This is a genomic window from Spirosoma profusum (assembly GCF_014699005.1).
In the GTDB taxonomy this organism is placed as follows: Bacteria; Bacteroidota; Bacteroidia; order Cytophagales; family Spirosomataceae; genus Spirosoma; species Spirosoma profusum.
In genome coordinates, this window is sequence record NZ_JACWZY010000002.1 from 294,963 (window position 1) to 308,545 (window position 13,583).

At 48.5% G+C, this 13,583-nt stretch carries 15 protein-coding genes; 6 read left to right on the top strand and 9 right to left on the bottom strand.

Features of this window, described 5'->3' with window-relative positions; translation table 11 throughout:
• Positions 1 to 85: 85 nt before the first annotated feature.
• Both IC229_RS03550 and IC229_RS03555 read right to left on the bottom strand, forming a co-directional pair.
• On the bottom strand, positions 86 to 1,906 hold the full coding sequence (locus IC229_RS03550; RefSeq protein WP_190885548.1) for a glycosyltransferase: 1,821 nt from the start codon (positions 1,904 to 1,906) through the stop codon (positions 86 to 88).
• A 94-nt stretch (positions 1,907 to 2,000) separates the two neighbouring features.
• On the bottom strand, positions 2,001 to 2,990 hold the full coding sequence (locus IC229_RS03555; RefSeq protein WP_190885549.1) for a N(4)-(beta-N-acetylglucosaminyl)-L-asparaginase: 990 nt from the start codon (positions 2,988 to 2,990) through the stop codon (positions 2,001 to 2,003).
• Between the two features lie 81 nt (positions 2,991 to 3,071).
• On the opposite strand from IC229_RS03555, the gene purU reads away from it, so the two are divergent.
• Positions 3,072 to 3,935 (top strand): formyltetrahydrofolate deformylase, encoded by an 864-nt coding sequence (gene purU / locus IC229_RS03560; RefSeq protein WP_190885550.1) that lies wholly within the window; start codon positions 3,072 to 3,074, stop codon positions 3,933 to 3,935.
• A gap of 8 nt (positions 3,936 to 3,943) precedes the next feature.
• Here the strand turns inward: purU and IC229_RS03565 are convergent, their stop codons facing one another.
• Positions 3,944 to 4,672: a copper homeostasis protein CutC gene (locus tag IC229_RS03565; RefSeq protein ID WP_190885771.1), complete on the bottom strand. Its 729-nt coding sequence runs from the start codon at positions 4,670 to 4,672 to the stop codon at positions 3,944 to 3,946.
• A 295-nt stretch (positions 4,673 to 4,967) separates the two neighbouring features.
• On the opposite strand from IC229_RS03565, the gene IC229_RS03570 reads away from it, so the two are divergent.
• Positions 4,968 to 5,189, top strand: a complete 222-nt coding sequence (locus tag IC229_RS03570) for a DUF2795 domain-containing protein (RefSeq protein WP_009284883.1) — start codon at positions 4,968 to 4,970, stop codon at positions 5,187 to 5,189.
• Positions 5,190 to 5,271: 82 nt separating this feature from the next.
• On the opposite strand, the gene IC229_RS03575 is transcribed toward IC229_RS03570, so the two are convergent.
• Complete coding sequence (locus IC229_RS03575) at positions 5,272 to 5,748, bottom strand: sterol desaturase family protein (RefSeq protein ID WP_190885551.1); 477 nt, start codon at positions 5,746 to 5,748, stop codon at positions 5,272 to 5,274.
• Between the two features lie 198 nt (positions 5,749 to 5,946).
• Between IC229_RS03575 and IC229_RS03580 the strand changes: the two genes are divergently transcribed.
• From IC229_RS03580 to IC229_RS03590, 3 genes are all read left to right on the top strand, one after another.
• On the top strand, positions 5,947 to 6,615 hold the full coding sequence (locus IC229_RS03580) for an AlbA family DNA-binding domain-containing protein (RefSeq protein WP_190885772.1): 669 nt from the start codon (positions 5,947 to 5,949) through the stop codon (positions 6,613 to 6,615).
• Between the two features lie 82 nt (positions 6,616 to 6,697).
• Positions 6,698 to 8,758, top strand: a complete 2,061-nt coding sequence (locus IC229_RS03585; protein WP_190885552.1) for an OPT family oligopeptide transporter — start codon at positions 6,698 to 6,700, stop codon at positions 8,756 to 8,758.
• A gap of 94 nt (positions 8,759 to 8,852) precedes the next feature.
• Entirely contained in the window at positions 8,853 to 9,413 is a 561-nt protein-coding gene (locus tag IC229_RS03590) for a hypothetical protein (protein ID WP_190885553.1), read from the top strand.
• Position 9,414: 1 nt separating this feature from the next.
• Here IC229_RS03590 and IC229_RS03595 read toward each other — a convergent pair whose 3' ends face one another.
• From IC229_RS03595 to IC229_RS03610, 4 genes are all read right to left on the bottom strand, one after another.
• Entirely contained in the window at positions 9,415 to 10,479 is a 1,065-nt protein-coding gene (locus IC229_RS03595; protein WP_223833856.1) for a DmpA family aminopeptidase, read from the bottom strand.
• A 95-nt stretch (positions 10,480 to 10,574) separates the two neighbouring features.
• Complete coding sequence (locus IC229_RS03600) at positions 10,575 to 11,033, bottom strand: hypothetical protein (protein ID WP_190885555.1); 459 nt, start codon at positions 11,031 to 11,033, stop codon at positions 10,575 to 10,577.
• 18 nt (positions 11,034 to 11,051) lie between these two features.
• Positions 11,052 to 11,348 (bottom strand): chaperone modulator CbpM, encoded by a 297-nt coding sequence (locus tag IC229_RS03605; RefSeq protein ID WP_190885556.1) that lies wholly within the window; start codon positions 11,346 to 11,348, stop codon positions 11,052 to 11,054.
• Between the two features lie 12 nt (positions 11,349 to 11,360).
• Complete coding sequence (locus IC229_RS03610) at positions 11,361 to 12,263, bottom strand: DnaJ C-terminal domain-containing protein (RefSeq protein WP_190885557.1); 903 nt, start codon at positions 12,261 to 12,263, stop codon at positions 11,361 to 11,363.
• Between the two features lie 148 nt (positions 12,264 to 12,411).
• On the opposite strand from IC229_RS03610, the gene IC229_RS03615 reads away from it, so the two are divergent.
• Positions 12,412 to 12,909, top strand: a complete 498-nt coding sequence (locus IC229_RS03615; RefSeq protein WP_190885558.1) for a DUF6265 family protein — start codon at positions 12,412 to 12,414, stop codon at positions 12,907 to 12,909.
• Between the two features lie 16 nt (positions 12,910 to 12,925).
• On the opposite strand, the gene IC229_RS03620 is transcribed toward IC229_RS03615, so the two are convergent.
• Positions 12,926 to 13,576: a hypothetical protein gene (locus IC229_RS03620; RefSeq protein ID WP_190885559.1), complete on the bottom strand. Its 651-nt coding sequence runs from the start codon at positions 13,574 to 13,576 to the stop codon at positions 12,926 to 12,928.
• Between the last annotated feature and the right edge of the window lie 7 nt (positions 13,577 to 13,583).

Here is a 13,583-nt window from a genome sequence, read left to right on the forward strand (position 1 = left end):
GATGTAGGATGGATGAACTCTGATGTATGATATAGGCTGCCTAACCAACCTAACATACATCAGAGTTCATCCATCCTACATCAGATTAAGGTTTTTTCCGCTTCAGGGCTAAATCATGCGCCGTGTCGTAGTAGGAGCGGAGGCTACCCCAGTCAAACACATCGGCAATGCTTTCGACCAGATTGCGTTGCTTGATGCGGTCGCGCTGGGCCATCCGGACGAAGCGATATAGTACGTCGGCCAGTTGGTCGGCGGCTTCATTGAAGGATTGAGTTCGGCGATTGATGACGTATATACCCCGGTTTTCGTAATCACGCATAATTTGCATGATGAAATCGCCGAAACCCGACTGATCGCTGGTCACCGTCGGAATGCCCCGAACAACGCACTCCAAAGGTGTATAACCCCAGGGCTCGTAATAACTTGGGAACACGCCAAGGTGGCAACCCCGCACAAACTGGCTGTAATCCAGACCAAATAGTGGATTTGTAGATGCAATAAAATCAGGGTGATAAACGATTTTGACCCGGTCCTGCTCATTATTCACCAAATTGGCCTGCCGGATAAATCGCGTCATGTCATCTTCCTGAACGAGGTTATGCGTAACGAACGGCGGTAACTGCCGGGTTTTCCAGCTCTGAACGGTACGTCGGAGTCGGAGACGCCAGTATTCATCCACAAAACTGTTCAGATCGGGTAATGTCGTAGTCTGGGTGTTTGAAGCTGCCGCGTGGAAAAGTCGCTCACCAACTTGCTTTTCAATAGCCTGCGTAGTTTCCTGAATTTCGTCGAGTAAAGCACGAGAGTGGAGTACATCAGGATTAATGGACGTATACGGCTGTTTTGTTACCATAAACATAACCACCGTCGTGTCCATAGCGGCCTGCCGCATCTTATAATTAAGTCGTGCCAGTGCTTCGAGTGTTAGATCGTAGCCTTTGTTCGTGAACTCAAAACGGCCCGACGTAAAGAAATACAGCGTTTTTTCCAGGTCGAAGGAATACGTCTGGAAAAAGTGACCCATCACAAACTCATGAATTTTCTGCTTGTAACGGACATGCAGATTCTGGAATTCATGGACGGCAGCAAAGCGCGTTACGTTGAGGCCGTTGGGTAGAATCAAATCGGGATTTCGGCCCAGAAACACCTCGCATTCGCGCGCTGTTACGTCGCTGACCGTTGTAAAAACATGGGACTGTAATGCCGCCAGCCGTTCAATAGTAGCTTGCGTTTCGATGCCGTAATGCTGTGCTTCACGTTTCCAGTCGAAAAAAGGCAGTTTTCCATAAAAACCAGGCTCGTTCTGAGCCAGATACCGCCCGAGCATGGTAGCGTGGGTGGTGAAGACTGTAGCTACTTTGACGTTATCGCGACGGAGATCGGGTAGACCTGTGCTGGCCATCCACTCGTGGAAATGCGCCACAAAATCAACCCGTTTGGCATGACCTTCGGCCAGAATCGTGATAAAAACACGAACCATTTCTCCGAAAACAATTGTCTGATTGACCAGATCTTCAACATTGAGTGTGGATAACTGATGATTTAACCACAACTGCGTTTTTATTTCGTTGAGTTTGTTGCTATTGACGCTGTTGATATCGAACAAGACCACCCGAGGGCGACCGGTAACAAGCCAATATCCGTATTCGACACCGTAGCCCATCTGCCGCATCTTTCGGACAGTTTGCCCGATTTCGGTTTCGTCAGAGTCTGTAATGGGTTCAAATTCAGGGGCTGCCCGTTGTGGGAAATAAGGGCCGAGTGCTACGTAGTTATCGTCCCACTTTTCGACCATTGCTGGCACTTTCGACCGGATAACCGTATAAATTCCGCCTACCTGATTACATACCTCCCAGGCGATTTCGAGTAGGAGTTTCCGCTTCGATGTTGAGAATACCGATTCCAATGTAGTTAATGATTTTGGGCTATTATTTACCAGGACTGATTGCCCAGTCTTTACGGGGCAATTAAACACTATAAACAATAAAAGAAAAACTTGTTTATTTTAAATACGATTTTGCATCGGTCACCTCCGTCTTTTTGTTTTTTGTTAAGGTATAATTGAAACCTGACTGTATACTATAAGCACCAAACTCGCCCTTTTTGTTTACGGCCAGAAATCCAACCTGAATATCTTTATAGTCCTGCTTCTTAATGATACGTAACGCAGCTTCTTCGCAGGCCTGTTGTGGAGTGCGCCCCTGACGCATTAGTTCAACCACCAGAAACGATCCACAGGTACGCATTACCAGTTCGCCCAGGCCGGTCGCACAGGCTCCGCCAATGTCATTATCGACGAACAAACCGGCTCCAATAATCGGCGAGTCACCAACGCGGCCACGCATTTTAAAAGCCAGCCCGCTGGTTGTGCAGGCACCCGAAATATTGCCTTTATTATCAATCGCCAGCATACCGATGGTATCGTGGCGTTCGATGTTGACAACGGGTTTGTATTTGGCCGTTTTGAGCCATTTTTTCCAGGCTGCTTCAGATTCTTTCGTCAGTAGATTTTCTTTCTTAAAGCCCTGAGAAAGAGCGAAATTCAGCGCGCCTTCTCCGCTGAGCATTACGTGGGGTGTTTTTTCCATCACAGCGCGGGCCACCGAAATTGGGTGCTTAATGTGCTCCAGGAACGTAACGGAACCCGCATTGCCTTTTTCGTCCATGATACAGGCGTCAAGTGTTACGTGTCCGTCGCGATCAGGGCGGCCGCCGTAGCCAACGCTGGTATCTTTGGGGTCTGATTCGGGTATACGAACACCGGCTTCAACGGCATCTAACGCACTACCTCCTTTGTCGAGGGCAGCCTGCGCAGCAGCGTTTGCTTTAGGTTGTTTCCAGGTCGAAATAACCATTGGTGTTGCTGTTGCTGTTTCTATAACAGGCTTATTATCAATTGGTGAAGCAACAGATGGCTTGGCGCCAAATGATAGTGTGGGAAACAGGCCCGCTAACGAGCCAAGGGCCAAAAAACGTCGTCGATTTACCATAGGGAGAAGGGCTTGTGGGCCAAAGTAAAGGAATAAATGGCTCCGATTCGCTACTTTTGGCCAATTTCTTCAAAACCACGAATGACGGTTTCTGACAAACACGTATTGTTGATGGATGGTCCTGACAGCAAGGGGTTGATTTACCACGTAACAGGCGTTCTGTTTCGGCACGGACTGAACATTATTCATAACGATGAATACGTAAGTCCATCGGGGCAATTTTTCATGCGGACGGAATTTGAATCAGGAAATGCTACGTTCGACAGCGAAGCCTTGCTGCATGAGTTACGTACTACGTTGCCGGAAGGAGCAAATCAGGAGGCCATTACGTTCCGACTGAATCCAAAGCGGAAGAAAAACATCGTGGTGCTGGTCACTAAGGAACACCATTGCCTGGGTGAGTTATTGATACGTTACGCATTCGATGAATTGGATGCGACGATTCTGGCAGTGGTTAGTAATTACAATCTGCTGCAACCATTGGTCGGAAAGTTCGGAATTCCATTTCACTACGTATCACACGAAGGCAAAACCCGCGAAGAACACGAGCAGGCCATTTTGCGCACGCTTGCGATTTATGAGCCTGAATATCTGGTACTTGCCAAGTACATGCGTGTGCTGACACCTGGCTTTGTGAATCAATTTCCCAATCGAATTATCAATATTCACCACTCATTCCTACCGGCATTTATAGGTGCTAATCCATACCGGCAGGCGTATGAACGTGGTGTGAAAATCATCGGCGCAACTGCGCATTTTGTCAATAATGATCTGGATGAAGGGCCAATTATTGCGCAGGACGTAAAGGAAGTGAACCACCGCCAAACAGCCGCCGACATGGCGACGGAGGGCAAAGACGTCGAAAAAATCGTGCTTTCGCAGGCGCTGAAACTAGTGTTTAACGACCGCGTTTTTATTTCCGGAAATAGGGCGATTGTACTGTAGCGCACGTTTCAGCTTGCTTCCGAAACCACTGCTCGAATCTTCTCTTCATTAGCTTCAACGTATTCGTATTCACTTGGTACTGAAGAAGCCATTGACACCGCTGGTTGGCGATACGTCATGCGGCTATCTTCTTTACGGCTGCCGCTCAAGTGTAATGCATGAACACCCGCGTCTATGAGCGCTTTCGCGTTACGTTCGTTCACACCTGCACCAGCCATAATTTCGATACGTTTGTTCGCTTGATGCGCTATTTGACGTAGTGTAGCTAATCCAGCGTCGACCGTTTGTTGCTGCCCAGATGTTAGAATTCGGACTGCTCCCGTACGAATGACGGCTTCCAACGCTTCCAGCGGATCTCGGGTCATATCGAAGGCGCGGTGGAACGTAACAGGTAAGGGCTGAGCTAGTTCAATCAGGGCTTTGCTACGTTCTTCATCGATTGTACCATCGGGACGTAGTAAACCCAAAACTATTCCGCCAGCACCTAAAGATTTCGCGTGTTTTATATCAGCCTCCATGACGGCCAATTCAGTTTCGTTGTACAGAAAATCGCCCCCGCGAGGACGTATCATGACGTAGAACGGAATTTTCAGGTGTTTTCGAGCTAGTTCAATTAGACCAGCGCTGGGCGTAATACCACCTTCGGCCATACCACCACACAATTCAATACGTCCTGCCCCAGCTCGCTGGGCTGTCAGGGATGAGTCAAGAGAATAAGCACAAACTTCGATAAGCATATGGAAAAGAGTGAAAGAGCGAATGAGTGAAACCGGGCCGCCGGAGCGGTGCGAATAGCCGGCGCACGACTTTCTGCCGAACGGTATTCGCTCCGCTCCGACGCCCCGGTTTCGCTCAATCACTCTTTCACCATTGAAATTTGGAACATGAAACAATTTTTTTTATTTCGCGTTAAAGGCCTAAATCACAGTATAATTGCAGAAACGAACATTTTTGCTAAAAATAGCTTGGATATTAATGGTTTTTTTACTTTTGCACCCTCATTAAAAAAATAGACACAAACTACGACACACTATGTACTGGACTCTCGAATTAGCATCGTATCTGGAAGATGCTCCGTGGCCTGCCACCAAAGATGAGTTGATTGATTATTCCATTCGCTCTGGCGCCCCGCTCGAAGTGGTAGAAAATCTACAGGAACTCGAAGACGATGGGCAGCCCTACGAAAGCATTGAAGAAATCTGGCCGGACTATCCGACGAAAGATGATTTCTTCTTCAACGAAGACGAATACTGAGTCGCTTCAGCGGTTTCACGTAAAAAAAGGCGTAATCTGGTCAGTCAGGATTACGCCTTTTTTGTGTATTACGTTCCGACTGCTACGTTGTTTTGGATTTTGCAGCGGTACTTTTTACGGGTTTGTCGTATTTCTTGGGAGCGTAAAGAAATCCAAAGGCTTCGGCACCTTCTTTTGTATGTACCTTATGATGAATATAGTGCGCCCGCATGATACGTTGCATGTAGCGCCCGCTGGTGTCAATTTTGAATTTTACGCGCCGATGCACGATAATGTCATGGAACATGAAGTAAAAGAAGCCGTACAACGTAACACCCGCGCCAATCCAGGTTAAAAAATCAAGGCCAGGAACGTAGACGCCCAGGGCAATCAGGCCAATAGCGGTCACGGCGAACACAACCGCGAACAAGTCGTTTACCTCAAAAAAGCCTTTGTGATGATTGTGATGGTCATGGTGCCAGCTCCACAAAAAACCGTGCATGACGTACTTGTGTGTGAACCAGGCAACACCTTCCATAAACAGGAAAGTCCCTAAAACCAAAGCAACGTTTACCCACATATTTACGTTTGTATTATAGAGAAGGTTAGCAGGCCAAAAGCTGCAAAACTTTAGGCAAGTTACCTCATTTAACGGTTAATAATCCAGAAAAGTTGACTCAGTTGAGTCGGGTTTTCTCTCTTAAATAACGATACGCGCTGTTGTACTTGCATGTTTGAGGAAAAGCCGTATATTTATCCCAATTCGGTGCTCAACCAGATGAACCCATCGGTTATGGACTATCAAGCGCTCAAGAACCTGGTTAAACGGGGAGAGAGCAGCCACTTAGAGTTCAAGCTGAAAACAAATCATCCCGAGAAAATTATCCGGGGCGTGGTAGCCTTCGCTAATACAAACGGCGGTATCATGCTCATCGGCGTCGGCGACGACAAGAAAATTGCGGGATTGAAATACGCCGATGAAGACGAATACCTCCTCGTCCGGGCTATTAACAAATTTTGTTTTCCGCGCATTTCTTACACCATCGAGCGAGTACAGCTTTTGGATGAACGGGAGGTTCTTGTCATCCGCGTGCCCCGCAGCGTCACTCGCCCCCACTATGTTATTCCCGATCCCGACAATCCCGACGACAAAAAGGCATACGTGCGAGTCGGTGATAAATCGGTGCAGGCGAGTCGCGAAGTGCGCGAAATTCTGAAAGGCGAACAGGCCGAACGGAATATCCGGTTTACCTACGGTGACAAAGAGCATCTGCTCATGCAGCACCTCGGCGAGCATCCTAGTATCACCGTCGATCTGTTTGCGTCAATTGCGGGTATTTCGCGCCGGATTGCCTCCCGAACGCTCGTGCTGCTCGTATTGGCGCACGTACTGGAAATCCATCCCAGCGACGTAGTAGACCGGTATACAACGCGGGCCATGCAGTGAAATCGGCAACGTAGTGCGGTATGTTGACAGAAAGCCTTACTTTGTGATACGTTATGCCTGACGCATCACAACTCGTTTGACTATGTCTAAATCGACCGCCGACCATAAACCGTTTGTTCCCGCAACGGAATCTCCTGCTGAATTTACCCTGAAAGCCATTATTACGGGCGCTGTTTTCGGCGTGCTGTTTGGCGCTGCTACCGTGTATTTATCGCTGAAAGCCGGGCTTTCGGTATCGGCTTCCATTCCGATTGCGGTACTGGCCATTTCGCTTGGGCGGAAATTCCTCAATACTACCATCCTCGAAAATAACATCATCCAGACCACCGGCTCGGCGGGGGAAAGTATTGCGTCGGGAGTTGTGTTCACCATGCCGGGGTTTCTGTTTCTGACCAACGGCAGTGGCGCCGATTTCTTCAACTACTGGACGATTCTGACACTGGCGATTCTGGGCGGTCTGATTGGCACGTTGATGATGATTCCGCTACGTCGGTCGCTGATTGTGCAGGAACATGGTACGTTGCCTTATCCTGAGGGAACGGCCTGTGCGTCAGTACTGATCGCTGGTGAAAAAGGCGGTGATTTCGCCAAAACAGCGTATCAGGGCCTGGGCGTAGCGCTGCTGTATGCTTTCCTGCAAAAAGTTTTACATCTGGTTGCTGAGGTCCCCGTCTGGGCGACGAAACAAACCAATCGCTATTTTCCGTCGGCGCAGGTTGCGGGCGAAATTACTCCGGAATATCTGGGAGTTGGCTACATCATCGGTTTTCGGATTTCGGCTGTATTGGTCGGTGGAGGGATTCTGGCTTGGCTTGGTCTGATTCCGTTACTGGCGACGTTAGTACCGGGCGATACCATTGCGCTGCAACTTCAAAAACTTGGCTATCTCGCCAATCTGCAAACGGCGGGCGGTCCCGGTGGCTGGGATCCAACGACGCATACGTTCAACGATACGGCAGCGGCTGTTTACCGAGCCTACATCCGGCAAATTGGTGCGGGAGCTGTAACTGCGGGCGGATTCATGACGCTGATCAAGACCATTCCGACCATTGTTTCGTCGTTTAAGCAAAGTTTCAGTAAGGCGTCGATGAGTGCTATCGAAAAAGAAGAAAAGCTGAGCAATGGTAACCGTACACCTCGTACGGAGCAGGATTTGAGCGTTCGGATTGTGGTTATCGGTAGCATTGCGCTGGCAGGATTGATGGTTGTGCTACCGCAAATTCCGGGCGATTCCGTTCTGACCAAGCTGCTGATTGCGTTACTGGTCATCATATTTGGATTTTTCTTCGTCACGGTTTCCAGCCGAATCGTTGGTCTGATTGGGTCGAGTTCGTCACCAGTATCAGGGATGACCATTGCTACGATTATGGGTACCTCACTGGTTTTCATCGGCTTCGGCCTGACGGGAAAACTATATGAACCGGCGGTACTGGTAGTGGGTAGCATGATTTGCGTGGCGGCTGCCAACGCGGGCGGTACGTCGCAGGATTTAAAAACCGGCTATCTGGTCGGTGCTACGCCTAAATACCAGCAGATGGCGTTGTTTATCGGTGTGATTGTGTCGTCATTGGTTGTGGGAGCTACGGTGAAAGTTCTGGATACGCCCACGCCTGATTTGCTGGCGCAGGGCATCACCCACGCCATTGGTTCCGATAAATTTCCGGCTCCGCAGGGAACGTTGATGGCTACGTTAATCAAAGGGCTTTTGTCGTTTAATCTCGACTGGCAGTTTGTGTTGGTTGGCGCTTTCATCGCCTTTGTATTTGAACTAGTTGGTGTGAGTGCGCTGGCTTTTGCCGTCGGGCTTTACCTGCCTCTTTCCACTACGTTACCTATTTTCACAGGTGGACTCGTGAAAGCAATTGCCGATTGGAATGCCAAACGGAAAGGCATCGTAGAGGAAGATGCCGATTTAGGAAAAGGTAGTCTCTTTGCTACTGGACTGGTGGCTGGTGGGGCGCTGGCAGGTGTGCTTGTGGCGTTGCTATCAGTCAATGAGTCAATTTATAATGGTCTGGCTGTCCTAACGCTGGAACCTGCTTTGGCCGATACGTTGGGCGAGGGCGGTTATATGACTTTGGGTGCATTAGCCTTTATAGGATTAGCGACAATTTTATGGCGTGTGGCGGAAAACAGGAGATAAGGGCGGAGTAAGCCGTTTGATAGATATATGAAGGTGAATACGTATAGAACAGAGTGGCCAATCCTTTGTCAGGATAATTCCTCTTCTCTAAACCATGCTCACTACGTTGTCTGCGTTTTTCAACCGAATTTCCTCCTGGAAAACGCTGCTTTTGGCCATTGCGCTCTACGTGCCTTTCCCGATCTACTTCTTTAAAAATCTTCAGTTGCAGATGAAGGACCTGGCGCTCAAGGCCGTTGATCCAATTGATCTGCTGTTTGGATACGATCCGGCTCGTATTATCGAGATGATTGGCTGTTATGGGCCTGAAGGCCGGGCGGTGTATGCGCAGGGCGAAATGACAATTGATCTTGCTTATCCGATTATTTATACCGCGCTGTGCTGCATTATTCTTACGTTGCTATTCCGGAATCGAACGTATGCCCCATTTCCGCTGGTGAACGTATTTCCGGTTGCCGTGCTCGTGATGGATTATCTGGAAAATGCCTGTATCGTTTACCTGATCAAAAGTTATCCCGATTTATCGAGCCTGATTGCCTCACTTTGTTCCATATTTACCAATCTGAAATGGGGGCTTTTTTTTGTCGTTGTTGCGCTGGCAGTTTATGGACTGATACGACTCGCCATCGGCGGGCGACAAAAACAGGTTGCCTGAATTATCGGGCTTGTCCTGCATTCTTCAGGATCTCCACTACCTTTTCAACAGGCAACCGTTCGATTCGATGCCCCTGATGTCCGGTAAGTGTTTTGGCAGCAAAGAGCGAATTGATGATGGCTTCTTCGGTAGCTTCAATGGCTGCCATAAACAGCGGTGATACGTTGTCGTTACGTAGCAGCTTGACCTCATCAAAAGCATTTTTGCTCGCGTGAGGAATCTGGTAAGCGGTTGAAACCGCAATGACGTAATCGCCACTACCATTAGACGCAATTCCTCCTGTGTGTCCCAATCCCAGGAAAGCGCGTTTGGCTAAACGTTTGAGATTGCGGGCATCCAGTGGCGCGTCGGTCAAAACGACCATCATGCATGAACCGTCGAGGTTATCTTTGAATTCGTAACGTCCCAGCGCCACGCCAACAGGTACGCCGGCAATCTGCAACGTACCGCCAAAATTCGTTTGCACCAGTACCCCAACCGTATAGCCGCCCAGCGAAGCAGGTAACTTCCGCGAGGACGTACCAATGCCGCCTTTAAACCCAAAACAGATCGTGCCGGTGCCAGCTCCCACGTTTCCTTCCTCAACCGGCCCCGTTTTCGCCTGCTGAATAGCATCTATTACGTTCTGTTTCGTTACGTGTCTGCCACGAATGTCATTCAGAAAACCATCGTTGGTTTCGCCCACCACCGGATTCACGGAACGTATCTGTTCATTTCCCGACTGAGATAGGGTATAATCGATAATGGCGTCGGCAGCGGTTGGTACGTTCAACGTATTGGTCAGCACAATAGGCGTTTCTAACGTACCAAGCTCCTCTACCTGACTGTAGCCCGCCAGTTTCCCGAACCCGTTGCCAATGTAAATAGCCGCCGGACTTTTCTGTTGAAACTGATTTCCAACATGAGGTAAAATAGCCGTAACGCCCGTTCGCACATTTTCTCCATGATTCAGCGTTACCTGCCCAACTCGAACGCCCGGTACGTCGGTAATGGCATTTAACTGACCAGTAGGCATTACCCCAAAACGGATTCCGTACTCGCGGGGGCGTTTAGATGCCTGCGCCATGCTGGTGTAGGAGGATAGTGCGAATACAATCGCGAGAGTGAGCGAGTAATGTAGCGAATGGGCCATCTGATGAAGCATTTAAGCTTCAAGATACGTTAGCGGCAATCTATTTTCATCAAAACGTACTCGTAAGATTGCTCTGGATTTTTCAACACCCATTTACCTTGTTTCTCGATACGTTCGCCTTCGCGCCAGGTGATGCCGTCACCTTTCAACGTGAAAATTACCTCATACGGTTGCGTGACACCCTCACCAGACCGCTGCCAATCGGCTTCTATCCGATTGCTGGTCAGTAGTTTTCCCCGAATGGCGCCACGAGCCCGATCTTTCTCAAACGGCAATACGTTCAAGTCGCCCGTTACGTTGGTGCCATTTACGTAAAGACGTAACGTAGTAGAATCGCGACCCACGATCTGCCGAAAACAGAGCGTATCAGGTGGTGGGCTCACTGAATTGACCAGCGAGTCGGTAGGAGCCGATACAGATTTGGCGTTACGTTCACCACAGGAGTTCAGTAAGGCCAACGCAATAATAGAACTCAGGAAAAGGCGCATAATTTTGGCGATTGGGTGCTAACGGGGCTCATAAAAAAACAGACGATTCTGTAAGTGCAATACCTGTTCTTGCAGGCTCTCAACACGATCTAACAGATCGCTCACTACGTCGAGGTCATCGACGTGAATGGACAAATCCTGATGCAGCCGGACAAATTTTTCCAGGCGCGTCAATTGCTCTGGCTCGACGTAGCGAATCTGCTCGACAATCGTGGTTTCGATCAGCCCGTTGTCGGCCAGACTTTCGACAAAAGTGATTTCTATATGGTGATGCCGACAAAACTCGCGGACGGAAATTAAATGGGTCGTTTGCATAAGGTCAGTACGTTATAGGGCAGCCAGTTGGCGGAATAGTTCTTTCTGTTGCTCAGTCAGGTTGGTTGGTAGTTTTATTTGCCACTGGACGTAGAGATCCCCGAATTTGCCGTCCTGTTTGTAAATCGGAAATCCTTTGCCCTTCAATCTGACTTTGGTACCATTCTGCGTTTCGGGCGGAACGGTCAGTTTCACTTTACTGTCGAGCGTTTCAATGATTTTTTCGCCACCCAGCAACGCCGTATATAGATCAATTTCTTCGTCGACGTATAAATCATTGCCTTTCCGTTTGTAGCGATTATCGTCGGCAATGACGAACGTAATGTACAAGTCGCCGTTGGGTCCGTTATTTACGCCCGGTGCACCATAACCTGCCAGCTTAATTTTCTGCCCGTTTTCGATACCGGCTGGAACCGTGATGCGTATATTTTTTCCATTCACGGTCATGGTTTGTTTGTGCGTTGTGTAAGCATCGCGCAGATTCAGATTGAGTTCGGCCTGGTAATCCTGCCCTCTGAACGTAGCCTGCTGCCGACCTCGCGCCCCGCCTTCCTGACCAAATAACGAGGATAGAAAATCGGAGAAATCTGCGCCACCGAAACCGCTCGAAAAATCATAATCTCCAGCGTCGCCCTGCGCGTATTGCTGACGGGATTGCTGTTGCCGCCGGGCTTGCTCAAACTGTTCGGCATGTTGCCAGTCTTTTCCGTACTGATCGTATTTCTTCCGTTTTTCCGGATCGCTCAGTACTTCGTTGGCCTCGTTAATCTGCTGAAACTTCTTGTTCGCTTCAGCATCGTTCGGATTTAAATCGGGATGATGTTTCCGCGCCAGTTTCCGATACGCTTTCTTAATATCGTCGTCTGAGGCCGTTTTCGGGAGACCCAGTACGTTATAATAATCGACAAAATCCATGTTGGGTGGGAGGGATAAAAGTGTCTGCTACGTTATAAACAAGGAACAGTATGAGAAGGTTGTTTAAGACTATTGTTCAGGGCTCTGCAAGGCGGAACGAACTAAAGATTCACGTATCTTGCCGACGAAAATTTAATTCAATACGTTTATGCAATCTATTCGAACAACCCTCCTTTACGCTCTGGTATTTTTTGCTACGTTCACTTCTTACGCCCAGACTAAAAACGCTACGTTGGCTGATGTCAGTTTTATGGAAGGACGTTGGCGCGGTATGTTCAATGGTGGTCCTATTGATGCTGCATGGGTAGCTCCCGAAGGCGATAACCTGACGGGTTTCATGCGGATGATGAAAGACAACAAAGTGACCATGTACGAAATGCTCATTTTCGAGCAAACCGAACAGGGGCCAATTGTGCTGGTGAAGCACTTCAAACCCGGTCTGATCGGGCAGGAAGAGAAGGACGTATCAGACCGTTATTCTTTCGTTGAAGCCAAAAAAGATTACGCGCTTTTTGAGAAAATCGACCATTCGATACGTATCATTTACGAAAAACGCGGACCGAACCAATTAGCGATTCAACGTGGTCAGCAGAAAGATGGCAAGTGGGATTTTAAAGACCTATTCGTCTTTAATCGAGTCAAGTAAAGCCAGAAACATTACGTTACTCGCGTTCAAACGAATACGATTTGCCGGGTTCTAAAAGCGGATGCAGTCCTTCAAGGCCATCGTCTGAAAGAGTATATGCTTGATTCTCAAAGAAAACGTCCATAATCCAGGGCTCAAACCGGAATTCGTAATAATTATGCGCTTTATTCGTGATCGGAAATACGGAATAACGCTCTGGCGCAAACTCGAAACGTAGCGAAATCGCTTCGTTTTGTGGCTGTTTGAGAAAAGATACTTCGCCCTTTTCGTTGGTTATCTGGCGTTGAACGTCCGTGCCATTTTTGACCGCACTCTCCACGTGGCGAAGTAGATTGGTATTTGGGTCAACTATGCGGATAGTCAGCTTATTCCCTGGAACCGTTTTGCTGGTAACTAAAGCGAAATCTTTGGGTGGGCGCTGGCTACTGGTTAATATAACTTGTTTACCCTGTAGTTTCCAGGTACCCTTACCGAATCGATCGAGCGCTCCGTAGACGAAGAAAAACTCAAACGTAAAGTCGTCATTGAGTTTGATACCTGAACCTACTTCCTGAACTCCTCTCAGATAGTATTCGCCGGCCAGAGATTTTGGCGTTGGTTGGGCATTGGATGTAGTCATGAATAGGCTTGCTACGGATATAGCGGTTAACAAATGAAATAAGCGCATAAGTAAT

Excerpts from the sequence above, each read along its gene's own strand:
- IC229_RS03555 (WP_190885549.1), bottom strand. The coding sequence starts at position 2,990 with ATGGTAAATCGACGACGTTTTTTGGCCCTTGGCTCGTTAGCGGGCCTG.
- purU (WP_190885550.1), top strand. The coding sequence starts at position 3,072 with ATGACGGTTTCTGACAAACACGTATTGTTGATGGATGGTCCTGACAGC.
- IC229_RS03565 (WP_190885771.1), bottom strand. The coding sequence starts at position 4,672 with ATGCTTATCGAAGTTTGTGCTTATTCTCTTGACTCATCCCTGACAGCC.
- IC229_RS03570 (WP_009284883.1), top strand. The coding sequence starts at position 4,968 with ATGTACTGGACTCTCGAATTAGCATCGTATCTGGAAGATGCTCCGTGG.
- IC229_RS03575 (WP_190885551.1), bottom strand. The coding sequence starts at position 5,748 with ATGTGGGTAAACGTTGCTTTGGTTTTAGGGACTTTCCTGTTTATGGAA.
- IC229_RS03580 (WP_190885772.1), top strand. The coding sequence starts at position 5,947 with ATGAACCCATCGGTTATGGACTATCAAGCGCTCAAGAACCTGGTTAAA.
- IC229_RS03585 (WP_190885552.1), top strand. The coding sequence starts at position 6,698 with ATGTCTAAATCGACCGCCGACCATAAACCGTTTGTTCCCGCAACGGAA.
- IC229_RS03590 (WP_190885553.1), top strand. The coding sequence starts at position 8,853 with ATGCTCACTACGTTGTCTGCGTTTTTCAACCGAATTTCCTCCTGGAAA.
- IC229_RS03595 (WP_223833856.1), bottom strand. The coding sequence starts at position 10,479 with ATGGCGCAGGCATCTAAACGCCCCCGCGAGTACGGAATCCGTTTTGGG.
- IC229_RS03600 (WP_190885555.1), bottom strand. The coding sequence starts at position 11,033 with ATGCGCCTTTTCCTGAGTTCTATTATTGCGTTGGCCTTACTGAACTCC.
- IC229_RS03605 (WP_190885556.1), bottom strand. The coding sequence starts at position 11,348 with ATGCAAACGACCCATTTAATTTCCGTCCGCGAGTTTTGTCGGCATCAC.
- IC229_RS03610 (WP_190885557.1), bottom strand. The coding sequence starts at position 12,263 with ATGGATTTTGTCGATTATTATAACGTACTGGGTCTCCCGAAAACGGCC.
- IC229_RS03615 (WP_190885558.1), top strand. The coding sequence starts at position 12,412 with ATGCAATCTATTCGAACAACCCTCCTTTACGCTCTGGTATTTTTTGCT.
- IC229_RS03620 (WP_190885559.1), bottom strand. The coding sequence starts at position 13,576 with ATGCGCTTATTTCATTTGTTAACCGCTATATCCGTAGCAAGCCTATTC.